This window comes from Rhodococcus sp. NPDC060176, from assembly GCF_042728675.1.
In the GTDB taxonomy this organism is placed as follows: domain Bacteria; phylum Actinomycetota; class Actinomycetes; order Mycobacteriales; family Mycobacteriaceae; genus Rhodococcus_F.
In genome coordinates this window covers 949,499-973,017 of sequence record NZ_JBHWYS010000001.1, presented here as the reverse complement: position 1 = coordinate 973,017, position 23,519 = coordinate 949,499, and the positions used below count along the sequence as shown (strand labels likewise).

At 61.9% G+C, this 23,519-nt stretch carries 23 protein-coding genes and 1 pseudogene; 13 read left to right on the top strand and 11 right to left on the bottom strand.

What is annotated here, in order from left to right:
- The first annotated feature begins 60 nt into the window (after nt 1-60).
- From ACFWEM_RS04645 to ACFWEM_RS04635, 3 genes are read left to right on the top strand one after another with little or no spacing between them, the layout of a single operon-like run.
- Entirely contained in the window at nt 61-918 is an 858-nt protein-coding gene (locus tag ACFWEM_RS04645; protein ID WP_378531545.1) for a MetQ/NlpA family ABC transporter substrate-binding protein, read from the top strand.
- Nucleotides 919-930: 12 nt separating this feature from the next.
- Nucleotides 931-1,932 (top strand): methionine ABC transporter ATP-binding protein, encoded by a 1,002-nt coding sequence (locus ACFWEM_RS04640; RefSeq protein ID WP_378531541.1) that lies wholly within the window; start codon nt 931-933, stop codon nt 1,930-1,932.
- Entirely contained in the window at nt 1,929-2,597 is a 669-nt protein-coding gene (locus tag ACFWEM_RS04635) for a methionine ABC transporter permease (RefSeq protein ID WP_007732650.1), read from the top strand. Before ACFWEM_RS04640 ends, ACFWEM_RS04635 begins: the two co-directional genes overlap by 4 nt.
- Nucleotides 2,598-2,601: 4 nt before the next feature.
- Here the strand turns inward: ACFWEM_RS04635 and ACFWEM_RS04630 are convergent, their stop codons facing one another.
- Nucleotides 2,602-3,822, bottom strand: coding sequence for a fatty acid desaturase family protein (locus ACFWEM_RS04630; protein WP_378531539.1), 1,221 nt, complete (start codon nt 3,820-3,822; stop codon nt 2,602-2,604).
- Between the two features lie 135 nt (nt 3,823-3,957).
- On the opposite strand from ACFWEM_RS04630, the gene ACFWEM_RS04625 reads away from it, so the two are divergent.
- Together ACFWEM_RS04625 and ACFWEM_RS04620 are read left to right on the top strand one after the other, a co-directional pair.
- Nucleotides 3,958-5,163 carry an enhanced intracellular survival protein Eis gene (locus tag ACFWEM_RS04625; RefSeq protein ID WP_378531537.1) on the top strand — a complete coding sequence of 402 codons (1,206 nt, stop codon included), beginning with the start codon at nt 3,958-3,960 and terminating at the stop codon, nt 5,161-5,163.
- A gap of 65 nt (nt 5,164-5,228) precedes the next feature.
- Nucleotides 5,229-5,792, top strand: a complete 564-nt coding sequence (locus ACFWEM_RS04620) for a GtrA family protein (RefSeq protein ID WP_378531535.1) — start codon at nt 5,229-5,231, stop codon at nt 5,790-5,792.
- A gap of 36 nt (nt 5,793-5,828) precedes the next feature.
- On the opposite strand, the gene ACFWEM_RS04615 is transcribed toward ACFWEM_RS04620, so the two are convergent.
- Nucleotides 5,829-6,068: a LuxR C-terminal-related transcriptional regulator gene (locus ACFWEM_RS04615; protein WP_378446777.1), complete on the bottom strand. Its 240-nt coding sequence runs from the start codon at nt 6,066-6,068 to the stop codon at nt 5,829-5,831.
- A 214-nt stretch (nt 6,069-6,282) separates the two neighbouring features.
- Between ACFWEM_RS04615 and ACFWEM_RS04610 the strand changes: the two genes are divergently transcribed.
- The gene (locus ACFWEM_RS04610; protein ID WP_378531533.1) at nt 6,283-7,545 is read left to right on the top strand and encodes a TetR/AcrR family transcriptional regulator; all 1,263 of its coding nucleotides are present in this window, start codon (nt 6,283-6,285) and stop codon (nt 7,543-7,545) included.
- Nucleotides 7,546-7,558: 13 nt separating this feature from the next.
- Here the strand turns inward: ACFWEM_RS04610 and ACFWEM_RS04605 are convergent, their stop codons facing one another.
- The 3 genes from ACFWEM_RS04605 to ACFWEM_RS04595 are packed head-to-tail and all read right to left on the bottom strand — an operon-like array spanning nt 7,559 to nt 10,895.
- Nucleotides 7,559-8,440, bottom strand: a complete 882-nt coding sequence (locus ACFWEM_RS04605; protein ID WP_378531531.1) for an LLM class F420-dependent oxidoreductase — start codon at nt 8,438-8,440, stop codon at nt 7,559-7,561.
- Nucleotides 8,437-9,267 (bottom strand): SDR family NAD(P)-dependent oxidoreductase, encoded by an 831-nt coding sequence (locus tag ACFWEM_RS04600; protein ID WP_378531529.1) that lies wholly within the window; start codon nt 9,265-9,267, stop codon nt 8,437-8,439. The genes ACFWEM_RS04605 and ACFWEM_RS04600 overlap by 4 nt, the downstream gene beginning before the upstream one ends.
- Nucleotides 9,264-10,895 carry an AMP-binding protein gene (locus tag ACFWEM_RS04595; RefSeq protein ID WP_378532743.1) on the bottom strand — a complete coding sequence of 544 codons (1,632 nt, stop codon included), beginning with the start codon at nt 10,893-10,895 and terminating at the stop codon, nt 9,264-9,266. The genes ACFWEM_RS04600 and ACFWEM_RS04595 overlap by 4 nt, the downstream gene beginning before the upstream one ends.
- A 254-nt stretch (nt 10,896-11,149) precedes the next feature.
- On the opposite strand from ACFWEM_RS04595, the gene ACFWEM_RS04590 reads away from it, so the two are divergent.
- From ACFWEM_RS04590 to ACFWEM_RS04565, 6 genes and pseudogenes are all read left to right on the top strand, one after another.
- Nucleotides 11,150-12,811: a class I adenylate-forming enzyme family protein gene (locus ACFWEM_RS04590; protein WP_378531527.1), complete on the top strand. Its 1,662-nt coding sequence runs from the start codon at nt 11,150-11,152 to the stop codon at nt 12,809-12,811.
- Entirely contained in the window at nt 12,808-13,278 is a 471-nt protein-coding gene (locus tag ACFWEM_RS04585) for a nuclear transport factor 2 family protein (protein ID WP_378531525.1), read from the top strand. Before ACFWEM_RS04590 ends, ACFWEM_RS04585 begins: the two co-directional genes overlap by 4 nt.
- Before the next feature lie 33 nt (nt 13,279-13,311).
- Nucleotides 13,312-13,668: pseudogene (locus ACFWEM_RS04580) on the top strand (EthD domain-containing protein).
- A gap of 5 nt (nt 13,669-13,673) precedes the next feature.
- Complete coding sequence (locus tag ACFWEM_RS04575) at nt 13,674-14,570, top strand: TIGR03619 family F420-dependent LLM class oxidoreductase (RefSeq protein ID WP_378531523.1); 897 nt, start codon at nt 13,674-13,676, stop codon at nt 14,568-14,570.
- 1 nt (nt 14,571) lies between these two features.
- Nucleotides 14,572-15,087, top strand: coding sequence for a nuclear transport factor 2 family protein (locus ACFWEM_RS04570; RefSeq protein ID WP_378531521.1), 516 nt, complete (start codon nt 14,572-14,574; stop codon nt 15,085-15,087).
- A gap of 77 nt (nt 15,088-15,164) precedes the next feature.
- The gene (locus ACFWEM_RS04565) at nt 15,165-16,625 is read left to right on the top strand and encodes a DUF222 domain-containing protein (protein WP_378531519.1); all 1,461 of its coding nucleotides are present in this window, start codon (nt 15,165-15,167) and stop codon (nt 16,623-16,625) included.
- Nucleotides 16,626-16,647: 22 nt separating this feature from the next.
- Here ACFWEM_RS04565 and ACFWEM_RS04560 read toward each other — a convergent pair whose 3' ends face one another.
- Complete coding sequence (locus ACFWEM_RS04560; protein WP_378531517.1) at nt 16,648-16,803, bottom strand: hypothetical protein; 156 nt, start codon at nt 16,801-16,803, stop codon at nt 16,648-16,650.
- A gap of 135 nt (nt 16,804-16,938) precedes the next feature.
- Here ACFWEM_RS04560 and ACFWEM_RS04555 point away from each other — a divergent pair, with 135 nt between their 5' ends.
- Nucleotides 16,939-17,763: a mycofactocin-coupled SDR family oxidoreductase gene (locus tag ACFWEM_RS04555; RefSeq protein ID WP_378532741.1), complete on the top strand. Its 825-nt coding sequence runs from the start codon at nt 16,939-16,941 to the stop codon at nt 17,761-17,763.
- Nucleotides 17,764-17,770: 7 nt separating this feature from the next.
- Here the strand turns inward: ACFWEM_RS04555 and ACFWEM_RS04550 are convergent, their stop codons facing one another.
- Genes ACFWEM_RS04550 through ACFWEM_RS04530 form a run of 5 tightly spaced genes read right to left on the bottom strand, consistent with a single transcriptional unit; the run spans nt 17,771 to nt 23,492 of the window.
- Nucleotides 17,771-18,559, bottom strand: coding sequence for an SDR family NAD(P)-dependent oxidoreductase (locus tag ACFWEM_RS04550; protein ID WP_378532739.1), 789 nt, complete (start codon nt 18,557-18,559; stop codon nt 17,771-17,773).
- A 23-nt stretch (nt 18,560-18,582) separates the two neighbouring features.
- On the bottom strand, nt 18,583-19,233 hold the full coding sequence (locus tag ACFWEM_RS04545; RefSeq protein ID WP_378531515.1) for a PaaI family thioesterase: 651 nt from the start codon (nt 19,231-19,233) through the stop codon (nt 18,583-18,585).
- Entirely contained in the window at nt 19,233-20,102 is an 870-nt protein-coding gene (locus ACFWEM_RS04540) for a MaoC/PaaZ C-terminal domain-containing protein (protein ID WP_378531513.1), read from the bottom strand. The genes ACFWEM_RS04545 and ACFWEM_RS04540 overlap by 1 nt, the downstream gene beginning before the upstream one ends.
- Nucleotides 20,102-21,304, bottom strand: coding sequence for a lipid-transfer protein (locus tag ACFWEM_RS04535; RefSeq protein ID WP_378531511.1), 1,203 nt, complete (start codon nt 21,302-21,304; stop codon nt 20,102-20,104). The genes ACFWEM_RS04540 and ACFWEM_RS04535 overlap by 1 nt, the downstream gene beginning before the upstream one ends.
- A gap of 7 nt (nt 21,305-21,311) precedes the next feature.
- Nucleotides 21,312-23,492, bottom strand: a complete 2,181-nt coding sequence (locus ACFWEM_RS04530; RefSeq protein ID WP_378531509.1) for an acyl-CoA dehydrogenase — start codon at nt 23,490-23,492, stop codon at nt 21,312-21,314.
- Between the last annotated feature and the right edge of the window lie 27 nt (nt 23,493-23,519).

The following is a 23,519-nucleotide window of genomic DNA, read 5'->3' as shown; positions in this document are numbered from 1 at the left end:
TAGCGTTCAGCAACTGTCACGCCATCTCGGCGTGCGTTCGGCTATGTCTTGGAGATTCACATGTCACGCTCGCGCACCAGAAGATTCCTCGCTGCCTTCGCAGTGGCCGCCGTCGCAGTCGGAACCGTCGCAGCGTGCTCGAGCGACAGCTCCTCCGACGCCAACGCGCCCCTTCGTATCGTCGCTTCTTCGGTTCCGCATGCCGAGATCCTGAAGTTCGTCGAAGAAAAGGGCCTGCTCGGCGACACCAAGATCGAGGTCAGCGAGATCACCGGCGACCTCGACGCCAACGAGGTGCTCGAAGCCGGCGACACCGATGCCAACTTCTTCCAGCACGTGCCGTATCAGGAATCGTGGTCGAAGGAGAAGGGTGTCGACGACCTGGTCGCAGTGGCGAAAGTCCACGTCGAGCCGCTCGGTGCATACTCCAAGAAGGTCACCAACGTGGCCGACCTACGCCAAGGCGCAACGGTGGCGCTGTCCAACAACGTGACGAACTTCGCCCGTGGGCTGTACCTGCTGCAGCAGGCCGGATTGATCAAGCTGGATCAGCAGTTGGGCGCTCCCGGCACGGACATCACGCAGATCAGCGAGAAGAACATCATCGACAACCCCAAGGGACTCACGTTCACCCAGGTCGATCCCCCGCAGCTGCCGCGCACGCTCGACGACGGAAATGTCGATCTCGCAATCATCAACGGCAACTACGCAATCGAAGGTGGTCTCAACCCGGCCAAGGACGCCCTGGTGCTCGAGAAGGCCGAGGGCAACCCGTACGCCAATGTCCTGACCGTACGCACCTCCCTCGAAAACGATGCGCGAGTGCAGAAGTTGGCCGAGGCATTGACGTCCACCGACGTCGCGACGTTCATCGAGCAGACCTACCAGGGCTCGGTCATTCCGGCCAGCGCCACCTGAGCGAGACCCGTCATGGTCTTCTCGATCGAATCGGTCTCCAAGGAATACCGCAGCGGCACAAAAGTTCTGCATGCACTCGATTCCGTGTCCCTGAAAATCGAAGACGGCGAAATCTTCGGCATCATCGGCAAGAGCGGCGCCGGTAAATCGACTCTGCTGCGCTGCCTCAACCTGCTCGAACGCCCGACCAGTGGCCGGATTCTGTTGGGCGACACCGATCTGACTGCGCTGAGCCCAGCGCAACTGCGCGACACACGCAAGCGGATCGGTGTCGTGTTCCAGCATTTCAACCTGCTGCACTCCCGCTCGGTCGCCGCCAACATCGCCTTTCCTCTCGAAGTGGCGGGATACTCGCGGGCAGATCGCCGTGCCCGCGTCGACGAGCTGATCGAGTTGGTCGGCCTGGAAGACCGACGTGCCGCCTTCCCCTCGCAACTGTCCGGCGGACAGAAACAACGGGTCGGGATCGCGAGGGCCTTGGCGGCTTCTCCCGACGTCCTCCTGTGCGACGAAGCCACGAGCGCCCTCGACTCGGATACAACCGATTCGATCCTCGACCTGCTCGCCGACCTCAATCGACGTCTGGGTGTGACCATTGTTCTGATCACCCACGAACTCAACGTGGTTCGACGGATCTGTCACCGCGCTGCTCTGATCGATCAGGGCCGCATCGTCGACGAGGGAACTCTCACCGAACTGGTCGCGGACCCGGGATCGCCACTCGGCGAGGCACTACTGCCGACCGGAACGGTGCGAACTACCCCGACCGGAATTCCCGCGCTCCTCACCTTTGTCGATTCACTGTCCACCTCACCCGTGATTTCCCAACTCTCGCGAGATCTCGACGTCGACGTCACGGTGATCTCCGGAGGTATCGAGAACATCGGCACTCATCAGGTCGGTCGCCTTCGCGTGGAGTTCGCCTCGCACACCGGACTCACCAGCATCGAAGAGACAAGAAAGTCTGTCGAAGAACATCTTTCGCAGCGCGGAGTGAAGGTGACGTTCTCATGAACAAGACGTCCTGGCAGGATTCCCTGGGCGAAGCATGGGAAGCCCTACTCGACACGCTCTACATGGTCGGCGTCTCGTTCGTGCTTACCGTCATCATCGGTATTGCGCTCGGAGTTCTGTTGCACGCGAGCGCTCCCGACGGAATCCGTCCCAACCGCGTCCTCAATTCGGTTCTGGGCACCGTGGTGAACATCGGCCGTTCGCTGCCGTTCGTCATCTTGTTGGTCCTCCTCATCCCGGCAACGAGGGCGATCGTCGGAACAGCGCTCGGCGCCACGGCAGCGATCGTGCCGTTGACCATCGGTTCGGTGCCCTTCTTCGCCCGCGTCGTCGAGAACGCCTTGCGTGAGGTCGATTCCGGGCGCGTCGAGGCAGCACGGTCCATGGGCGCCACCGACAAGGACATCATCACCAAAGTGCTACTACCCGAATCAGTTCCAGGACTTGTAGCCGGAGCAACCCTGACTGCGGTGATGCTGATCGGTTTCTCAGCCATGGCAGGTGCCATCGGCGCCGGTGGACTCGGCGACTTCGCAATCAAGTACGGCTACCAACGATTCAACACACCGGTGCTGTTCGTCGCAGTCGTGATCTTGATCGTGCTGGTGCAGGCAATCCAGTCGACCGGTGATCTCGTGGTTCGTTCAATGGCGCACAAGCGCTGACTGATCAGCTCGAGACCATTGCGATCGCTGTTCGCAAGCCACGCCGCTTACCGGTCTGCGGATCGACGCCGAACACTTCCTTGATTCCGCCTCGGATACGGAACTTCAACTCCGAGTGCGTCTCCGGAGCGTCGTCCTGGGATGCCGAGAGAAACCTGTTGGGCAGCGACAACTTCCAGATGGTGCGCAGAGTCAATCCGTACTGCTTCCACAGCGGCCCGGTCGTGTACGGGAGGTCGTACTTGTCACACAGGTCGCGCAACGGCACCGCAATTTCCGAGTACCGGTTGCTCGGCAGATCCGGGAAGCAGTGATGCTCGATCTGATAGCAGAGGTTGCCGCTCATGAAGGCCATGACCGGGCCGGCGTGAAAGTTGGCGGAGCCCAGCATCTGCCGTAGGTACCACTGAGCGCGCGATTCGTTCTCGAATTCCTCGAGCGTGAACTTCTCGGCACCGTCGGGGAAGTGCCCGCAGAAGATGACGGCGTAACTCCAGTAATTTCGGATAAGGTTCGCAACGACGTTCGCCGTCAACGTGGTCTTCCACGCCGGGCCGGTCAGAGCGGGGAACAGGATGTAATCCTTTGTCACCTGCCGCGCGATCTTCTTTCCGACGTCCTTGGCCATGTCCGATTTCTCGGACCACTTCACCTCGCCCTTGCGGAGTTTGTCCGTTTCCAGGTGATGCAGTGCCACGCCCCACTCGAACAGTGTCGCGAGCACGAAATTCGTGATCGGTTGAAAGAGATAGTCGGCGTGCCACTTCTGATCTCGAGTTACGCGCATGATTCCGTAACCCACATCGTTGTCCAGACCGACGATGTTGGTGAACTTGTGATGAGTGAAGTTATGCGAGTGCTTCCATCCCGAGGACGGGCAGGTGTTGTCCCACTCCCAGTTGCTCGAGTGAATCTCGGGATCGTTCATCCAGTCCCACTGGCCGTGGATGATGTTGTGGCCGAGTTCCATGTTCTCGATGATCTTGCCGACCCCCAGGAGCGCAGTCCCCAGAATCCAGGCGGGCTTCTTCTTGCTGGCGAACAAGACGATGCGGCCGGCCACCATCAGAGAGCGTTGAAACGCGATTGTCCGCTGGATGTATCGAGCATCGTGCGCGCCGCGCTTCTCCTCGATATCGACCCGAATGGCGTCCAGTTCACGCCCGAGCGCCTCGACGTCTTCCTCGGTGAGGTGGGCATATTCTTTGATGTCGGTGATCGCCACAGTGTTTTCTCCGTATCGGTTTTTCTCCGTGCCGCAGGACTGGTCCGTCGGGCGGTACCCCTGGGAGTCGGTGCAGAAACGTCGGCTCCGATATTCATGTGCGTCTTCGTGCAATCTATGCCAGAGTCGATATACGTGAGCCCCGAAAACAAGATCACCATCCGCACCGCTACCGAGAGTGACTGGCCGGCTCTCCAACTACTCGACTCGGTGGGGTTCGGTTTTCATCCGTCTCCCGCGGTCAGCGAGCTGACAAAGGCGCTCTACAAGCCAGAGGACATCATCCTTGCCGTCGACGGTGACGTACCTGTCGGCGTGGCCATCGAGATCGACATGGAATTCACCGTGCCCGGCGGACGCCAACTCCCCACGCGCGGGATCACCTGGGTATCCGTCGCCCCGACTCATCGTCGCCGCGGCGTCCTACGCTCGATGTTCACTGCACTTCACGCCCATATCGAGTCGACCGGCGCGCCGCTTGCAGCGCTGACGGCCAGCGAGGCCGGCATCTACAACCGCTTCGGATACGGCCCGGCCACCGTTAGTGAAGGCATCACCCTTGACCGACGCTTCGCGCAGTTCCGCCCGGAGGTGCCCGACAACGGCGGTGTGTCGATTGTCGACGTCAAGGCTGCCACGACGCTTCTTCCCGAGATCTACGACCGCTGGCGACTGCAGACTCCCGGCGCGCAGGTCCGTCCGCAACCACTGTGGGATCACATGTTCGCCGACCCGTCCGAGGATCGTGACGGAGCCTCCGGACTGTTCTTTCTGACACACGCGGACGGATACATCGCTTACCGGCACACGAGCGAGGGCCGCGACAGCATCGCCCGGATCGACGAGTTCGTGACGATCACCGAAGATGCGCACGCGGCGCTGTGGCGCACGATCTGCGGGCTCGACCTCGTCACCCGGATCGAGACACGCCAGCATCCCGCCGATCCCCTACGGCTGATGCTGACGGACTACCGCCTCGCCAGGACAACCACGCGTTCCGATCGTCTGTGGCTTCGCATCATGGACGTGCCCGCGGCGCTCGAGGCTCGTGAATACGCTGCTGACCTGGACACCGTCATCAAGGTCGAAGATCCTTTCCTGAGCGCGGGCGGAACTTTTGCACTTCAGGTCAAGGGAGGCAAAGCCACGTGCACGGCCACCGACGCCGGGCCCGCGATCACGATGCCCGCCGACGTTCTGAGCAGCCTGTACCTGGGCGAGCACCAGGCCAAGGCCTTTGCTGCGGCGCACCGACTCCAGGCAACTGATTCGCAGGAAATCCGGAATCTCGACTTCGCGTTCAGCACATCGAAGCCGGCAATTCTCGGGTACGGATTCTGATGATCTGGCCGACACGTGCGTCGACGATTTGTGCCGTCGGCTGTATTCAGGGTTAGCCTCGAACAATGGCGTTTGTCGAAAAGATGGTCAATAGGCTTCCTGAGCGGGTTCTCGTGCGCGTCTTGCCGCACGCAGAAATGCTCAAGTTCCTGGTGGTCGGCGGCATCGCCTTCATCGTCACCACGGTGCTGTTCTTCGGCATCAAGTGGACGGTTCTGCCTCAGCACCCGGTGACGGCCAACATCCTCGCGGTCCTGATCGCAACGGTTCTGTCCTACGTCCTGAACCGCGAGTGGTCGTTCGCTCAGCGCGGTGGTAGACAGCGCCATCACGAGGCTGCCCTGTTCTTCATCGTCGCCGGTATCGGTTTGGCCATCAACCAGGTACCGCTCTGGACCTCCAGGTACGTGTTCCACCTGCGTCAACCCGAGGTATCGGTGTTGATGGAGAATTTCGCTGACTTCATTAGCGGATCGATCATCGGAACCCTGCTGGCGACGGCCTTCCGGTGGTGGGCCATGCGCCGGTACGTCTTCCCCGAAGACGCCACCGACAGCCAGGTCGTTCTCGACATCGAAGCGACTCCTGGCGCCAAGACACCGACAACGGACGCCACCCCCCTCGACTGACTTCCGGATCGACGCACCAGATAGCTGGCGTGTCGATCAGAGTTCGTCGATACGGATCAACCCGTCCTGAAGAGCCCGAGCAAGCAGCGCCATCTTCGTTGGCGCTGTCCGGCCCACTTCGTCGTACTTCCCGCGAATACGCGCAAGGTGCGTATTCACAGTTCCCTCCGCGATGTACAGCTCACGGGAGACTTCGGCTTTCGAGTCGCAGCGAATCCAGGTCAACAGCACCTGTACTTCACGCCTACTGAGGCTGGGTGAGTCGGCAGTCTTCATCGGTGGTGTCCCTAACTTTCCAGGCCTTGTTTCGCGCGGTCGAACTCCCATGGAAACGGAGCGGGGTCGCCGGGTCACTCCATTTGTTGACTGGGAGAACTCTCGAGCGAGAGTGAACACTCTCAGAACACCACTCGAGTGCGCCTTGACCTCGGTAGAGTCTCGTTTGCCCGTTATGTGCGGGAGAGACTGCCGATCGACCGAAGGACCGACGATGACTGATCACGACGCCTCCACTGTGCAATTCATCGATGCAGGCGTGACGTCGCTCGTCGAGGCTCCTCGAGACATTCTCGAACGCGGTCTGCGGAGCGAACAGGTCGTCAACCAAGCCGGCGCGTCGCAGGCAACATTCTTCCGCAAATTCCGAACAAAATCCGAATTCATCGAGGCCGTGATCGCCAGCCTCACCGAATCGACCTTGCACAGCGCCGACACGGTCAAGCAGACCGTGCGCGCACAGTTGATGGCAAACGACGACGCGCTTCGCCCGACGGTCACCACCCTGGTTACCGAGGCGTTCGACGCTCTCGTCAACGAAGCGTCGACGGCCAGAAGTCTTCTCTCACACATTTTTGCGGGCTCACACCGGCGAACCACCACCGCTCTGGGAAACGAATATCGTCGACGCGACGAACTCGTGTCCGCTGCCTACGAGGCACTGTTCGAGAAAACCGACGCAACACTTCGAAGGCCTTTCACCACCAAGACCTTCGCTGTCACCGTCAACGCTTTGATCGACGGCTTCCGCGTTCGTAGCCGCATCGATTCCCGCTCCGTCTCACCCGAGGTGATGTCCGACGCACTGCTCGCGATATTGGGCGCCGTCGTCGATACGTCTGGTCTCCATCAACACCTAGACGATGTTGTGGGACCGATCGACCAGCCCGCCGCGCCGCGGCCGCTACCGCGTGATCCGCGAGCAGCCTTTCTCGCCGCTGCCCGTAGCGAATTCGGCAAGCGCGGATACTTCATGACGCAGATCAACGACATCGCCGACACTGCGGCGGTTCCCCGCGCCGCCGTGAACAAACTTTTTCCCACCAAGCCCCATATTCTGGTGGCGGCCCTTCAGAATCGAGTGGACTCACTGCGAGAAACCGTTGCCGACGACATTCTGATCGGTCTTGGTGACGTCGCGATCATCGAGAACTTCCTACTCCGCTGCGCTCAACTAGCTTCTGACGAAACAGAGTTCATGGATGCACTGCTGGTTGCCGTTGCCCACGACACCTACGGCGAGCCCGAGAGCCTGCTGTCGCTCAAAGAGAAACTCAACATTCCCTCGATCATCGCTCCGGTTGTGCAGCGGGGCCAGGACAATGGAGTCTTGTCGACCATCAGCAGCCCGATGGACATCGCCGCAGGAATCACCAACACCCTCCTGTTGCGGTGCTTCACCCGCCGATCCGACAGCCCGGCCGACAACGCGGCCTTCGTCAGCGCGATGCTCCTGAACGGGCTGGCTCATCCTTGATCAGGTACGGGATTTACGTTCCGAGCCCCAAACGCTTCGAGCATTCGGCCATCTCGTCGATGATCAGTTCCAACGACGTACCACGGCGGCTGGCGGACAGCACGATTCGATCGGCTCCCAAACCGCGTGCCCAGTCCAGCTTTGCTTCGTCGAGTCTGGGTAATGTCGCACCGAGAACGAGCGAGACATCGGCGGGATCTCGGTCGACTTTGACCGCAGCAGCTTTCATCGCTACAACGGCCTTGTCGAGGTCTTCACCAGCAAGTCCCAGCGGCTGGAAACCGTCACCCAATCGGCCTGCTCGCCTCGCGGCCGCGAGACTGTGTCCACCGACGTAGAGCGGAACTCCCGACTCGCGGTGAGGCTTCGGCCAGCTGTATGCACCCTTGAACGAGAAGTATTCACCGTCGAAGTCGACCGCATCCTTGCCTGCCCAGAGTGCGCGCATCACCGCGATCGCCTCGTCGGCTACCTTGCCACGACGCTCGAAGTCACCGCCGCACGCTTCGATCTCTTCCTTCATCCAGCCCAGTCCGAGGCAGATGCGCAGGCGCCCACCCGAAAGTCGATCGAGCGTCGCCAAGCGCTTGGCAAGCACTACCGGATTGTGATTGGGCAGCACCAGAACTCCGGTGGACAGCCCCAAAGTGGTTGTGGCACCGGCCACGAACGAGAGCAGTTCCAGCGGATCCGGGATGTCGCAGTCATCGGGCAGATGCGACTTCCCGGTCGGAGAATAGGGGTATTCACTCTCGGTGTCGGCGATGACCACCGAGTGCTCCACAGCCGAGATCTCGTCGAAACCCAACGATTCGGCCGCACGGGCGAATTGCAGAATCCAATCAGGGTCTCCACTTCGACCCAATTCGACCGGAACGACTACGCCGAGCTTCATACCGTTTCCTCCAGTGTCGCCATCAATTTCGGACCGTCCACGACGCGACCGAGGAACCGGTCCGCATCCGGATCTGTTGCAAGCCACACCGCCGCTGCAGCCGGTACGGATGCCGGTATGGCAGCGAACCCTGCGTCGACTATCGCGTCTGCGCCACCACGGGCTTTCCCTGATTCCGTAATGACAAATCCCGGACTCAGATTGAACGCCTTGATCCCGGCGCCCCGATACTCGGAGTTGATCGCCCCGGCGATACGTCCGAACGACGCCTTCGAGGCAGCGTAGGACAATCCCCAGCCGCCCTCCCCCGGCGGCGCAGGCGGATCCATGGTGGCCGAGCCCGATGCCAGGTTGACGACAACGCCGTTGCCACTCTTGATCATCGACGGCAGAATCACCTGAACCAGAGCGAGTTGGTGCAGGTAATTCCCGATCACCATCGCCTGAGCGTCGTCGATCTCGATGTCGAGCACCCGGTCCATGTTTCCGACCGTCTGTGCGTAGGCGTTGTTCACCAACACGTCGACGTGTCCCCACTCCTCCAGCACCCGTTCACCGGCGCCGCGGACGGATTCCAGATCGAGCAGGTTCATCGGAACGGCCAGCGCTCGCACCCCGAAGGCCTCTATCTCGGCGACCGTCGTCTCCAGGCTGCCGGGCACCGGAATCACTTGCTCGCCCTGCCTCGTTCGCGGAGCTGCCCGCCCCTCTCCTTCACGAACGGTGCGAGCAGTAATAGCAACGTCGAACCCGGCGCGCGCGAAGGCAAGCGCGCACTCTCGGCCGATCCCCCGGGAAGCGCCGGTTACCAGCGCAACTCCACTCACAGGAACCGCGAACGGCCGTGTGTCTCGAACTCCTTCTCCAGATTCACCACGTCAGCTTCGGTCATCAACGTGTATTCGGGGGCGCCACGGCCCACCCAGTGGAACACCGGTTCGTCGGTACGCCAGCGGTCGGCCTGCAATTCACGCTTGAGCACCTTGTTGGACCCTGTGACCGGCAGGTCCGTCGAAACGCGAACGAACCGCGGCGCCGCCTTCGTACCCAAATCCGCCTGCGCGGCAAGGTAAGCCGCGAACTCGACCGGATCGAAATCGGCGAGATCGGCGACCTCGATCGCAGCCATCACCTGATCACCCGAACGCGGATCCGGCACCGCGAAGACACCCGTTGCAATCACCTTGGGGTGGCGACGCAGGATGTGCTCGATCATCAGAGCCGACGTATTCTCGCCGTCGACGCGGATCCAGTCACCCTTGCGACCGGCGAAGTAGATGAACCCGGCCTCGTCGACGTAGCCGAGATCGCCTGTCCAGTACCAACCGTGGCGAATCTTCTCGGCTATCGCGTCTTCGTTCTTGTAGTACCCCTCGAACTTCTTCGACCCGGCCTTGTCGACCATCTCGCCGATGGCTTCGTCGGGGTTCAGCACGTGAGAGTGCTCGTCGAGAATTGCGCGGGGTCGCTCTTCGCGGGTATCGGGATCGACGATGACGATGTTCTCGCTCGCGGGACGGCCCAGCGCGCCGGCAGGTTGGTTCGGATCGAGTACGACCGAACCGGCACCTTCACTCGAACCGTATCCCTCGAAAAGCTGTGCACCGAAACGCCGGATGAACTCTGCCTTGTCCCCCGGCGAAGCCTCGGTCCCGAAGCCGTGAGTGAGGGTGTTCTCGATGTCGTCGGGCAGTTCTGGCGTCGCCATGAGATACCCCAAGGCCTTACCGACGTAGGTGAAATATGTTGCGCCGTAGAACCGAACGTCCGGCATGAATCCCGAGGCGGTGAACTTACGAACGAGGCAGACCGTAGCTCCCTGCGAAAGGGCCGGCGCCCACAGAGCCATCAACGCGTTGCCGTGGAAGAGCGGCATGCAGCAGTAGCAGACGTCGTCGCGGTCGATGTCGTACTTGGCGCAGTTCGCGTAGGCCAACCGCGTCAGACGCCCCTGGCTGCACCGCACTGCCTTGGACATTCCAGTGGTGCCCGAGGTGAAGAGAAGCAGGAACAGCGTTGACGCGTCGACGCCGAGGTCGATCTGAGGTGACTCGACCTGGTGAGCTGAAATTTTGTCCGCGTAGGACGCGTCGTCGACAAGGACAAAACGATCTTCGGTCAGCCCGAGGTCAAGGCCGGCAAGCTTCTCGTAGCCTGCTTTGTCGGTGACGATCAGCTGGCAGTCGACGTACCGGACCTCGGCCTCGAGTTCAGCTCCACGCCTGGTCGGATTGATGCCGACGATCGTGGCCCCGGTCAGAGCCGCACCGCCGAGCCAGAAGAGAAACTCGGGGTCGTTCTCGAGAAGTACTCCGATGTGAAACGGTCCAGGCGCGCGAAGCGACTTCGCAAGCGAGCCGCGCGCTGCGCTCTCGCGCACCACCTCGTCCCAGCTCCAGTCCTGCGTGCGCGTCCGCAGGCCCAGGTGCTGATCACCGAGACGGTCGATCAACATCTGCGCGACGTCCTCGCGCTGGGGTGCTGCAAGCGCTGCGTTCGAAGATGCTTCGGTGGCGGTGTTCGTCATCGTGTCCTGTGTCCTAGTCGATATCGGAATGTCGATTTCTCCAACTGCGATACGACTCGAACGTATCGACGCCTCAGAGCCGGAACCCTCCCAGTCTCGCTCAGTGGTAACCGCCGCCACAGATATGATTTTCTCGTGAGATTTTGTGACGTGAAAAGCGCCACAATACGAAAGGCCATTCCATGACTGCCCCCGCAGATCCGCAGTTGCTTCTGGACCAGGCGGTCTCACGCCTCACTGGTCCAGGTGGGCCATTCGAGATCGTCGAAGAAGAGGTTCTCGGCACCGTCATGCCCGTGATGAAGAACCGTGGCCGCGCCATCGGTGAGCTCATCTCAGCATCGCGGGCCTGGGGCGACGGCGACTATCTCGTCACCAGCGATCGTCGAATCTCGTTCACCGAGAACGCCGACTCCGTCGCCGCTCTGGCAACTGCCCTGAGGGACAAGTACGGGGTCCGTAAAGGCGACCGAGTGGGCATCCTCGCCGCCAATACTCCCGAGTGGGTCATGACGTTCTTCGCGACGCAGGCGCTCGGCGCGATCGCGGTCGGTCTCAACGGTTGGTGGGTTCCGCGAGAGGTGACCCACGGGATCGAGCTGTCGCGGCCGAAGGTTCTTGTCGTCGACGCCAAGCGCGGCGCCGCTCTCCCCGAGCTGCCGGCAGACATCACGGTCCTCACCATGGAAGAGGATCTGCCCGCGCTCATCTCGGAGTATGCAGGCTCCGACGTGCCGAGCACCGATATCGACGAAGACGACCCCGCCGTCATCCTGTTCACCAGCGGAACCAGCGGTCGTCCCAAGGGCGCACTCCACTCGCACCGCAACGTGATGGCCGTCGTCGACTACCACCGCTACAGCGACGCAATCGGCGCCGCATTCACCGGCCGTGAGTACGACGCTTCCAAGCCGAGCCCGCTGCGTTATCTGCTCACGTCCCCGCTCTTCCACATCGCCAGCCTGCACAATCTGGTGGTCCCCCGTCTCGCGACCGGCAGCGCCGTCATCCTGACCGAGGGCGGCTTCGACGTCGACAAGGTGCTCGGGCTGGTCGAACGCGAGCGCGTGACCAACTGGGGTGCGGTACCCACAATGGCGTCGCGCCTACTCGAACACGGCAACATTGCCAAGTACGACGTCTCTTCCCTGACTTCCTTCTCGCTGGCATCCGCGCCGTCGTCGCCGGCTTTCAAAGAACGACTCAAGGAGCAGGTGCCGTTCGCACGCAATGCTCTGGTCGACAGCTACGGCCTCACCGAATGCAGCACCGCCATCGCAGTGGCCGTAGGCGCCGAACTCGAAGAGTTCCCAGGCACTCTCGGCCGTCCGATCATCACCGTCTCGATGGAGATTCGAGATCCCTTCGGCGAGTGGCTGCCGGACGGCATCGAAGGTGAAGTGTGTGTACGCAGCCCGTTCGTCATGCTCGGATATTGGGAGAACGACGAGGCCACCGAGTCGGCAATCGCGCCCGGGCGCTGGCTCCGCACAGGCGATTTCGGCGTCATCGAGAACGGGCGTCTCCGTCTCACCGGCCGTCGTTCCGACCTGATCCTGCGTGGCGGCGAAAACGTCTACCCCACCGAGATCGAGCAGACGCTCGACGAACACCCCGACGTGATCGAGTGCGCTGTCATCGGCATGCCGCACCCCGACCTCGGCCAGGAAGTATCCGCTGTGGTGGTCCTGCGTCCCGGAGCAGAGACCACGGAGGCAGAGTTGCGCGACTACGCCGCCGAGCGCCTGTCCTACTTCAAGGTTCCGTCGAAGTGGCGCATCACTGGTGATCTGTTGCCGCGCAATGCAACCGGCAAGATGGTTCGGCGCGAGATCACCGTATGACCGCGGAGCTGTCACGGATCGTTGCCGAGTCGGCGATCCGTGACCTGCTCTGTGAGTACACGCATCTGATCGATCAGGGCAGATTGCGCGAAGTCGCCGCATTGTTCGCCCAGTCCGACTACGGGCAGTGCGGGCCGGACGGAGTTGCCACCACGCTCATTTCGTCCGACGCCGATGCCGTCTTTGCAGCCTGCAGCGGATTCGTTCGGATGTACGGAGATCCGCCGATTCCGCGAACCAAACATCTGCTGACCAACACCCGGATTGCGGTCGACGGCGAATCGGCGTCGGCACTCTCGTACATCACGGTCATACAAGGTACTGAAGCGCTTGCCCTGCAACCTATCCTGTCCGGGCGCTACTTCGATCGCTTCACCTGCGTCGACGGAACGTGGCAGTTCAGCTCGAGGCTCTTCTGCCTGGACAATATGGGCGACCTGTCCGCCCACGCCCGACGCGCACTCTGAATCCATCTCGTTGCCGAGGAAACTGGAGACCACGTGTTCAAGGTAATCGCCCTTCTCACTCGCAAACCCGGACTGACGCGAGACGAATTCGTCGACTACTACGAGAACAACCATGCTCCGCTGATCACCGAAACATTCCCTCAAATCATCGAATAACGAAGGAATTTCCCGGACCTGACTCAGGTTCTACGCACCGGCGACACCCCGGATCCACAATTCGATGTCATCACCGAAATGTGGTTCAGCGATAAGTCCGGATACGAAGACATGCTCGCAACTCACGCCCAACCGGAGGTAGGCAACCGGATTCGGGCTGACGAATCCAACTTCCTCGATCAAACGAGGATCATTCAGTTCGTCGTCGACGAGCTCGAATTGCCTCGGAGCTGACTCCGATGGAGATCGGCGTCAACATTTTGGGCCTCGAGGCCAAGTTCGACGGCAAGATTCGCCCCGTTCTGGACTTCGCCGCACGCGCTGACCGTGCCGGGATCGCTCTGATCTGCACTGGCGATCACCTCGGGTTCAATGCCGACGCACACGCTCAGCGGGTAGTCGAACACAGCTTCTTGTTCCCTTTGGATCATCCTTGGTACGAACCGATCTCACTTCTGTCCGCGATCGCCGCGGTGACAGAGCGCGCTCGCCTCGGGGTATCGGTTCTGATCGCCACTGTTCGCCCGGCGGCCCTGCTCGCCAAGCAGGTTGCCACACTCGACTCGTTGTCCGAAGGTCGCACCGTCATGGGCTTCGGCGTTGGATGGCAAGAAGCCGAATACACCGCCACCAACATGCCATTCGACGCGCGATTCGGCCGCATGGAGGAGACTGTCGCAGCGTGCCGCGAACTGTGGACCAATGCCCCGGCCACCTTCAAGGGGCGCGACTTCGCTTTCGAGAACTACCACAGCCTCCCACTGCCGACCCAATCCCATGTACCGGTGCTCTTCGGTTTCGGACCAAGTCAGCGGAACTTCGACCGCATCGCACGCGTTGCCGACGGCTGGACCGTGAACCCGACCGATCTGGGAACATTCACCGACAGTGTTGCGTTGTTGCGCAGCACGTTCGAGTCTCATGACCGTGACCCGGACACCGCACGTGTGCAGGTGTCCGCGGCACCCGTTCGACGCGACAGTGGATTCGTCGATCTCTCGGCAACCGCGGACAAAGTCCGGGACTGGTTTGACCGCGGCGCGTCCGTCGTCGTGCTCCGACCTGCCGTATTCGATTGCGCTGCTGAAGAACTACCAGAATTGATCGACTGGATGACCAACATCAAGGAGGCGTGACATGGACCGGGCACTGCAGGATCTCATCGACAAGCAGGCTATTCGTGAGGTGGTTCTGACGTACTGCCGCGGCATCGATCGTCTCGACTTCGATCTCGTCCGCAGCGCCTATCATCCGGATGCGGTCGACCATCACACCGGTTTCGACGGCAACATCGACGAGTACATCGCTTGGGTCACACCGAAACTCTCGGCGATCGGCGGCACGATGCACCACATCGGCAATCATCTGGTCGAACTGCATGGCGACCAGGCGATCAGCGAGGCATACTCGATGTCCACTCACTGGGGCGGCGCTGAAGGCATCGGGATGGTCAACTTCACCAGCGGTGCGCGATTCATCGACCACATGGAGCGACGTGGTGGATGTTGGGCTATCAAGGAGCGATGGGCCGTACGAGAGTGGACCCGCTCGGACGAGGGCCGCTTCGTCAACCCCGAGGGGCCTGGCCCGCGCGGGCGTCGAGATGCCTCGGATCCCCTGAAAGCACTACGACAAACCCTTGAGATGCACTGAGATTCAGAAATCGGACGATTCCGACTGATTTGAGGATTCAGTTTCAATCGAACACACATTCGAATATAATTCGATGCATGTTCAACCCCACGACAGAGCTTTTCGGTATCTCAGCACAGCTGACCGGTACCGAAACTGATTGTGCCCTGGTTGATCTCATGACCGATCTGCACGCATGCGAGGCGATGCTGGTCGAACGCAAGCTCGCCGTCGTTGCCGAGTTCTTTTCGCGGCGAAGCTCAGAGCATGTCGCCAGTGGGACCTGGTCGTCGACCGCACACGAGTTGGCGGAATCGGAAATCGGTGCGACGCTCACGATGGGTCGCGCAGCTGCCGGGAAGTTGATCGGGTTGGGTTTCTCGTTGAAGACCCGTTTGCATCGCACTCGAGCGGCGATGGCGCGCGGCGAGTTGGATCTGTACCGCGTGGGATTGATCGATTCCGCAACGGCGAACGTGAAAGACGAGTTGATCGACGAGGTCGAACGACTACTGCTCGAGCACGTCCTCGCACCACCGGTTGCCGGTGGAACCGGCCTGACGGGTCGGCGCCTGACAGCGGCGATCGATCGGATCGTGGCGGCGGTGGACCCGGAAGGCATGCGAGAACGCCGACGTCGCGCTCTCACCGATCGGTTCGTCGGGGTCAGTGCCGCCGAGGACGGGATGGCCAAAATCTTGGGAAGCGTTCCGGCCGAGCAGGCGCGGGCCTTCGACGGTCGGTTGCGCGAGTTGGCGATGTCGGTGTGCCGACACGACTCGCGAACCTACGAGCAACGGCGAGCCGACGCGCTCTTCGAGTTGACCAACGGATCACCGTTCTTGCCGTGTAATTGTGACCGTGCTGATTGCCCACAGGATCGTAGGGGTGCTGTTGTCGTTCGCCGGCCCGTGGTCCACGTCGTGATGGCTGATTCCACTCTGCGCGGTGGCGGCGAGCCCGCCCACCTGGACGGGTACGGAGTGATCAGCGCTGAGCATGCTCGCGACATCGTGCAAGACGCCGTCATTCGAAAGGTCCGCGTACCCGCTGATGTCGCCACCGAACCGGTGGCTGCGTCGGCACACGTCTACCGGCCAGGTGCAGTACTCGATACGTGGTTGCGGATCATCGCGGGCAGCTGCCAGTGGCTGCATTGTGATGTCCCGGCCTGGAATTCCGACCTCGACCACAATGAACCCTTCCATCATGGCGCCCCCGACCGCGGCGGCAAAACAGTCGAGTCGAATATGAGTGCGTTCTGCCGCAATCATCATCGCCTCAAGCATTCCGATCGGTGGCGGTTCGCGTCGAACGAGGATCGAACCATGTCGCTGACGTCGCCGACCGGGCACGGTTACCGAACGCGGCCCGCAGGGTTGATGGCCGGCCTACACGAACCGATACCGCCGCAAGGTGGTCGAAATCGGCGGACCCAGGCAGAGAACAAGGCTGCCCGTATCCAGAGCGAACGCAATAACCAGCGCCGTAGGCGGTGGAATTCACTGCGAGCTCACCGAGAACCCATCAATTACGGGGATGACCCGCCACCGTTCTGAGGCGCGTCGATGCGTCGCAGTGTCAGTCCGACGCCGGCTTGGTGTCGTCGTCTGTTGCCGGATCGTCCTCAGCAAGTGGATCAATAGTGTCGACACCTTCGAGGACGGTCAGCTCTTCTTCCGCCTCGGCGAGGAGCCCCTTGGCTTCAGCTTCGACCTTCTTCACCCATTCGGACATCCCGAGCCTCTTCTCTTCCGAAGCGAGTTCCCGCTGTATCTGAACTCAGACTACGTCGCCGGCGACGAGTTTCGCCGTCCACTCGGGTCTCTACTCGTGACCGAGAATTCAAGATTTGCGACGGACGGAGCACTCATGCCCGGACAGTTGGAAGGCAAAACCGCACTGATCACCGGGGCCGCCCGAGGTCAGGGCCGAAGCCACGCCGTGCGATTGGCGCAAGAGGGCGCGAACATCATTGCGCTCGACATCTGCCATCAGATCGAATCGGTGGCCTACCCGATGGGAACCGCCGACGATTTACGGCAGACAACAACGTTGGTCGAGGACCTCGGGCGAAATATCGTCGCACGAGAAGTAAATGTTCGCGATCTGCCCGCACTGCGAACTGCAGTATCCGAAGGAATCGCTGCGTTGGGCAGCCTCGACATCGTTCTGGCCAACGCCGGTATCGGCATGATGTCCCCGGACGTCGACGATGCCCACGCGTTCCGCGACCAGATGGAGGTCAATCTTTTCGGCGTCTGGAATACCGTCCAGGCCGCAGCGCCCGCGATGATCGAGCAAGGGACGGGCGGCGCGATAGTCCTTACCGGTTCGACATTGGGACTCGTCGGACGTGGGGGTGACGGGACCGGCGGATCCGACGGCTACTGCGCGAGTAAACACGCCATCGTGGGACTGGGACGCACGTGGTCACACTGGCTTGCTCCCCACAATATTCGTGTCAACTCCGTGCATCCGGCGGGAGCAAATACGCCGATGGTCGTCAACGAAGTCGTCGCGAAACTGTTTGCGGACTCCCCCACGTCGAGCGGAGCCGACGTCGGCAATCTCTTGGACGTCGGGCTGATCGAGGCTTCCGACGTCAGCAACGCGATAGCCTGGTTGGTCTCGGATCAAGCTCGATACGTCACAGGTATCGCGTTGCCCGTCGACGCGGGGTTCACGGCCAAGTAACCGCCGATCAGTCGACCGTCGGCGCCCACTGCACACCGTTGATGTGCCCACCACCGTCGACGAAGAGGGTGTTGCCGGTGACGTACCAGCTGTCGTCACTCGCCAGGAAGGCCGCAACGGGACCGATGTCGTCGAGAGGGTCCCCGATCCGCCCCATCGGATTCTGTGCGGCCATGACGGCCACGTTCTCCGGATTGGCTTCGGCAACACGCTTGTACGCCGCGCTCTGCGCGCCGGGGCAGATGACGTTGCAGGTCACCTGCCGAGGAGCCCACTCACGCGCGGCGGTTCGAGTGAGCGTCCGCAGAGCTTCCTTGGCCGCGTTGTACTGCACCGAATACATGTGGGCGTTCACGCCATTGAGGCTGCACATGTTGATCACGCGGCCCGTGCCGTGACGCTCGAGTTCCGGTAGTGCAGCCTGCATGGCCCAGAAAGCCGCCATCACTGCCATGTCGAAACCGCCGCGCAGCTGCTCGTCGGTCATCTTCTCGAACCGAGCGAAACCGAAAGTCCGCCAAGCATTGTTGACCAGAATGTCGAGGCGTCCGAACCGCTCCACGGCCCGGTCGACCATGGAAACAACCTGCGCTTTGTCAGTGACGTCGGTGCGGATGAACTCCGCCTCCACGCCCCATTCGTCGCGCAGCCACTGCGCCGTCTCGATACCAGCTGCCTCGTCGATCTCGGCAACCAGGACCGACGCGCCTTCACGTGCAAACGCGCCTGCCACTCCGCGACCGATGCCCATACCGGCACCGGTGACCACTGCTACACGTCCGTCGAGCTTGCCCACGGGGGCCTCCTTCATCAGAACCCCTACCTGGGGCGCGGCACCGTCTTGTCGATGAACAATCCCTCTACGGACACGCACACTTCGCCGTCCGCCGTCTTGATCTCGCCGACGGTGTGAATCTTGCGGCCGTCCTTGGAAAGGAACTTGCCGCTGATGGTGAGGGGCTCGAACAGCGGAGTCGGGCGGTGGTAGCGAGTGCTCAATTGTGCTGTCATACCGGAAGTTCCACCCCAGGCATTGGCGACACCGAGAACGTGATCGAGCAGTAGCGCCGAAACGCCGCCGTGCACGTGACCGGGCGGTCCCTGGTATGGCAGAGTCAACGTGACGACTCCCTGCACCGAACCGTCAGGAAGCCCTTCCAGGACGAGCGGCGGCGCAATGGCGTTCTCGGGACCGGTCACTGGATCGTGACGAGTCACGCCCTCACCGTTCCACATGTCGATCAACCGCTCGGCCACCTCGGGCGAGTGCTGCTCGAGGTGCTCGGCAATGCTGTTGAGCTCCTCCGCAACCCGGTCCAGATTGGCGTTTCCGCGGTCGGTCCGCAGCATCGCGTCGACAACGCGACGCGCCGCTGCCGTCGCCCGGTCGACCGGGGCGTCCTGCGGCGGCGACGTCAGAATCGTGCCGCCCGGATGTGTTGCTGCCGTGGGGTGCGTACCGAGGTCCATCAGTTGATCTCCATTGTTGCGTGTGTGAGAACCGGGGAGTTCTCGCGCTCGGGGCACGTCGCCGCCAAGGTCAGTATGTTGCCGTCCTGCCATACCGAGGTGGTGATGGATTCGCCGGGGAACAGCGAACCGGCAAACCGCACTGAGTAGTTCTTCACACGGCTCGGATCTCCGTCGAGAATCCCGTCTACCACTGCCTTGCAGACGATGCCGTACGACGCGAGACCATGCAGGATCGGTGCGTCGAAGCCCGCCATCTTCGCGAAGGCAGGATCGGCGTGAAGAGGGTTCATGTCTCCGCTGAGTCGGTACACCAACGCTTGCGAGGGACTGGTACTCGACGTCAGTACCTTGTCCGGCGCTCGATCAGGCACCCCGGCAACAACTTCGGGTCCGGTATCTCCGCCGAATCCGCCTTCGCCGCGCGCCCAGATCTGCATTCCTGTGGTCCACAACGGATTCCCGTCAAGGTCATGGGCTGCGGTCTCGAGAACGATCACAGCCGCCTTTCCCTTGTCCCAGACGTCGGCGACGCGGGAGGAAATACGCGCGGAACCCGTCGACGGGATCGGGGCGTGAAGTGACAGCGACTGCCCACCGTGCAGGATCTTGCGCAGGTCGATGTCGATTCCCGGCATGCTCATCGACGGCGCCGGCAGTACACCCGCCGAAACTCCTTGGCCTGCAACCATTGCAAACGTCGGGAGTACCTTCAGGCCCTTTTCGTACACCCAGGTCAGTTCAGCAGGATTCAGCGCGTTCACGCCGGCCCCCAGACCCAGTTGGTAAAGCATGACGTCGCGATCGGTCCACGACGCCTCGCGCACAGTCGGTTCGGCAGCCAATGCCACTGCAAGATCGATAGCCATCAGTTCTCCAAGGTTCCGGCTCGGTAGACCGTCACGACGCACGCGCCGCCCAGTCCGAGGTTGTGCTGCAGTCCAATTCGAGCGCCCTCGACCTGGCGGGCATCTGCCGTCCCGCGGAGCTGCCACGTGAGTTCGGCGCACTGTGCCAAGCCCGTCGCACCCAGCGGGTGTCCCTTCGAGATCAAACCACCCGACGGGTTGACAACCCACTGGCCACCGTAGGTGGTTGCGCCGGATTCGACGAGCTTTCCGCCATCTCCGACCGCGCACATCCCCAGGCCCTCGTAGGTGATGATCTCGTTGATCGCGAAGCAGTCGTGCAATTCGATGACGTCGACATCATCGATGGTGATCCCGGCCTGCGCAAAGACCTGTTCGGCCGCGGCTGCCGTCATCGGCGCACCGACCACGTCGATCATCGACTTCTCGGCGAACGCTGCCTCGGTGTCGGTGGTCAAAGCCTGCGCGACGATCTCGATCGCCTGGTCTTCGAGACCGTGCTCACGCACGAACTTCTCGCTCACGACCACTGCGGCACCAGCACCGTCCGAGGTCGGCGAACACTGTGAGCGCGTCAGCGGCTCGTGAATCATCTTGTCGCCCAGTACCTGTTCGAGGGTGTACTCGTCACGGAACTGTGCATACGGATTGTTGACCGAGTGCTTGTGGTTCTTGACCGCCACGGCTGCAATCTGCTCGATCGTGGTGCCGTACTTCTTCATGTGTTCGACGGCAGCGTTGCCGAACAACTGAGCGGTCATGGGCGAGCGGGCGAAGCCGTAGTTCTCGACCATGATTTTCAGCTGAGAGTCCAAAGTGGTGACCTTGGGCATCTCACCGTTGCCGGTCAACGCCGTTTTGGTCATCTTCTCGAATCCGACAGCCAAGGCGCAGTCCGCTTGCCCCGCCTGGACCCATTCGCGCGCCATCATCAGCGCCGTCGACCCCGTGGCGCAGTTGTTGTTGACGTTGAAGATAGGGATGCCGGTCAGACCGATCTCGTAGAGGGCTCGCTGGCCGGCAGTCGACGCGTTGAACACGTAACCGACTGCAGCACGCTGGATCTGGTCGTAGCCGATCCCGGCATCGGTCAGGGCATTCGAGACTGCCTCGGTCACCATGTCCGGGTATTCCCAGTCGCGGGTCTCGATCTTCTCGAACTTGGTCATGCCCACGCCGATGACGAAGGTGCGATTGCTCATGTGCAGGTCACTTTCCCGGTTCGGGGTCACGGGGCAGACCCAGGATTCGCTCACCGATGATGTTGAGCTGAACATTGGTTGTACCACCGGCGATGGACATGCACTGCGAGTTCAGGAACATCTGCGTCGCAGACATCCGATGCTGATCGCCCAGAAGGGAACTGGGACCAGCCCACTCCATCGCCACATCCCAGACCTGCTGGATGTGCTCGACGCCGATCAGCTTTGCCACCGAGGACTCAGCCCCCGGCTGTGCGCCGGTAAGCGAGCGCAATGTGGTGCGCAGACCGAGCAGACCGCCGGATTGTGCGTCGCACAGCACCTTTCCGAGAACCGTCAGCTGCTCGTCGTCGATACCACCGGGAAGTCCGTCGACCAGGCTCAGCAGAGCCTCGCCGCCCGATCCCAGAGACGAGTCGTTGGACAGCGAGACACGCTCGTTGGCCAGCGTGGTGCGAGCGAGCTTCCAGCCGTCACCCGGCTCGCCGACCAGGCACTCGTCCGGAACGAAGACGTCGTCGAAGAACACCTCGTTGAAGAGTGCCTCGCCGGTGATCTCGCGCAGCGGACGAATGTCGAGACCGCTGTTCTTGATGTCGATGAGAAAGTAGGACAAGCCCTTGTGCTTGGGGGCGTCGGCGTCGGTGCGGGCGAGGCAAATTCCCCAGTGCGCGTCGCGTGCCATCGACGTCCACACCTTCTGGCCCTGCAACTTCCAGCCGCCATCTACCTTGGTGGCCTTGGTGCTCAGAGCCGCGAGGTCGGAACCTGCGCCGGGCTCGGAGAAGAGTTGGCACCAGACGATGTCGCCGCGCAGTGACGGCGGGACGAACTTGGCAAGCTGCTCCTCGTTGCCGTGCGCGATGAGCGTCGGGATGACCCAGTTGCCGATGATCATGTCGTGCGGCTTGATCTTCGCAGCGCGTAGCTCTTCGGCAATGACCAGCTGGCTGACGGCATCGGCGGACTTGCCCCACGGAGCCGTGAAGTGTGGCGCGGTGTAACCCTTTTCCGCGAGATACGTCTTCTGCGCGGCACCTTCGAGGTCCAACGCCGGTGCGAGCTCGGCTCGAACGTCGGCGCGGATCGCCTCGGCCTCGGGCGGCAATTCGATGCTGAGCACGCGCCGGGTGCCGGCAATGGTCAACTCGGCAACGCGTCGACGCCAGGATGCCTTGGAACCCAGCAGAATTCGCAAGGACTGCGCACGACGCAAGTAAAGGTGTGCGTCGTGCTCCCAGGTGTAACCGATACCGCCGAGCACCTGGATGCAGTCGCGCGTGACGGAGAAGCCGGCCTCCAGAGCAGTTGCTCCGGCGACGGCTGCTGCGAGAGAAGCCTCTTCGGCACCGACACCGTTCGCCGGCGTCAGGGCACGTGCAGCATCCCAGGCGCAGACGCGTGCCTGCTCGGCAAGAGCGAGCATCCGAGCAGCCTTGTGCTTGACGCCCTGGAACTGGCCGATCGGACGACCGAACTGCTGACGCACCTTCGCGTAGTCGGCTGAGGTCGTGACTGCCCAGTCCGCCAAGCCGGATGCCTCGGCCGCGGACAATGTTGCGGCAATGTCAAGTACACGCTGGGTGTCGATGGCGAGGATTTCCGCATCAGTGAGAACTAGTCCGTCGACGGTGACCTCGGAGTTACGACGTACAACGTCGTAGCTGGCCAGGTCTGTCACCTCGAGACGATCGCGTTCGAGCAACACGAACCCGCTGTCCGTAGCGAGCAGGAACACGTCGCCGACATGACCGCCGAGAATCTGACTGGACGTACCGCTCAGCGTGGCAGTGTCACCGTCCCGCGCGATCTTCAGCGAACCCGGCTGCAGTGCAACAGCTCCGAGCGTGCTTCCGTCCACAAGTGCCGGCAGTCTGCCCGATACTCCGGCATCACTGAGAACAGCGCTGATCACTACCGTCGGCAGGAACGGACCGGGAACCATGGAGCGTCCCAGTTCCTCGACGACGATCGCGAGTTCGACCAGTCCGTAACCGGCGCCACCGAATTCCTCGGCTACGTGCAGTCCGAGAAGCCCCTGCTCGGCAAGCCCGTTCCAGAGTTGCGGGCGGGTTTCGATCTTCGCCTCGACAGCTTCACGGATGACGGTGGGTGTTGCGTGGCGCGCCGCCCAGCCCCGTACGGAGTCGCGGAGGTCGCGATCTTCTTCACTCAATCCAATAGTCATGTCTACCTCGTCAATTCGACAGTGTCA

What these genes read in the sequence shown, in the direction of transcription:
- ACFWEM_RS04605 (WP_378531531.1), bottom strand. Translation starts at nt 8,440, where the DNA reads ATGAAGCTCGGCGTAGTCGTTCCGGTCGAATTGGGTCGAAGTGGAGAC.
- ACFWEM_RS04585 (WP_378531525.1), top strand. Translation starts at nt 12,808, where the DNA reads ATGACCGCGGAGCTGTCACGGATCGTTGCCGAGTCGGCGATCCGTGAC.
- ACFWEM_RS04620 (WP_378531535.1), top strand. Translation starts at nt 5,229, where the DNA reads ATGGCGTTTGTCGAAAAGATGGTCAATAGGCTTCCTGAGCGGGTTCTC.
- ACFWEM_RS04590 (WP_378531527.1), top strand. Translation starts at nt 11,150, where the DNA reads ATGACTGCCCCCGCAGATCCGCAGTTGCTTCTGGACCAGGCGGTCTCA.
- ACFWEM_RS04555 (WP_378532741.1), top strand. Translation starts at nt 16,939, where the DNA reads ATGCCCGGACAGTTGGAAGGCAAAACCGCACTGATCACCGGGGCCGCC.
- ACFWEM_RS04645 (WP_378531545.1), top strand. Translation starts at nt 61, where the DNA reads ATGTCACGCTCGCGCACCAGAAGATTCCTCGCTGCCTTCGCAGTGGCC.
- ACFWEM_RS04530 (WP_378531509.1), bottom strand. Translation starts at nt 23,492, where the DNA reads ATGACTATTGGATTGAGTGAAGAAGATCGCGACCTCCGCGACTCCGTA.
- ACFWEM_RS04640 (WP_378531541.1), top strand. Translation starts at nt 931, where the DNA reads ATGGTCTTCTCGATCGAATCGGTCTCCAAGGAATACCGCAGCGGCACA.
- ACFWEM_RS04545 (WP_378531515.1), bottom strand. Translation starts at nt 19,233, where the DNA reads ATGGACCTCGGTACGCACCCCACGGCAGCAACACATCCGGGCGGCACG.
- ACFWEM_RS04610 (WP_378531533.1), top strand. Translation starts at nt 6,283, where the DNA reads ATGACTGATCACGACGCCTCCACTGTGCAATTCATCGATGCAGGCGTG.
- ACFWEM_RS04575 (WP_378531523.1), top strand. Translation starts at nt 13,674, where the DNA reads ATGGAGATCGGCGTCAACATTTTGGGCCTCGAGGCCAAGTTCGACGGC.
- ACFWEM_RS04635 (WP_007732650.1), top strand. Translation starts at nt 1,929, where the DNA reads ATGAACAAGACGTCCTGGCAGGATTCCCTGGGCGAAGCATGGGAAGCC.
- ACFWEM_RS04570 (WP_378531521.1), top strand. Translation starts at nt 14,572, where the DNA reads ATGGACCGGGCACTGCAGGATCTCATCGACAAGCAGGCTATTCGTGAG.
- ACFWEM_RS04535 (WP_378531511.1), bottom strand. Translation starts at nt 21,304, where the DNA reads ATGAGCAATCGCACCTTCGTCATCGGCGTGGGCATGACCAAGTTCGAG.
- ACFWEM_RS04560 (WP_378531517.1), bottom strand. Translation starts at nt 16,803, where the DNA reads ATGTCCGAATGGGTGAAGAAGGTCGAAGCTGAAGCCAAGGGGCTCCTC.
- ACFWEM_RS04540 (WP_378531513.1), bottom strand. Translation starts at nt 20,102, where the DNA reads ATGGCTATCGATCTTGCAGTGGCATTGGCTGCCGAACCGACTGTGCGC.
- ACFWEM_RS04615 (WP_378446777.1), bottom strand. Translation starts at nt 6,068, where the DNA reads ATGAAGACTGCCGACTCACCCAGCCTCAGTAGGCGTGAAGTACAGGTG.
- ACFWEM_RS04565 (WP_378531519.1), top strand. Translation starts at nt 15,165, where the DNA reads ATGTTCAACCCCACGACAGAGCTTTTCGGTATCTCAGCACAGCTGACC.
- ACFWEM_RS04595 (WP_378532743.1), bottom strand. Translation starts at nt 10,895, where the DNA reads ATGTTGATCGACCGTCTCGGTGATCAGCACCTGGGCCTGCGGACGCGC.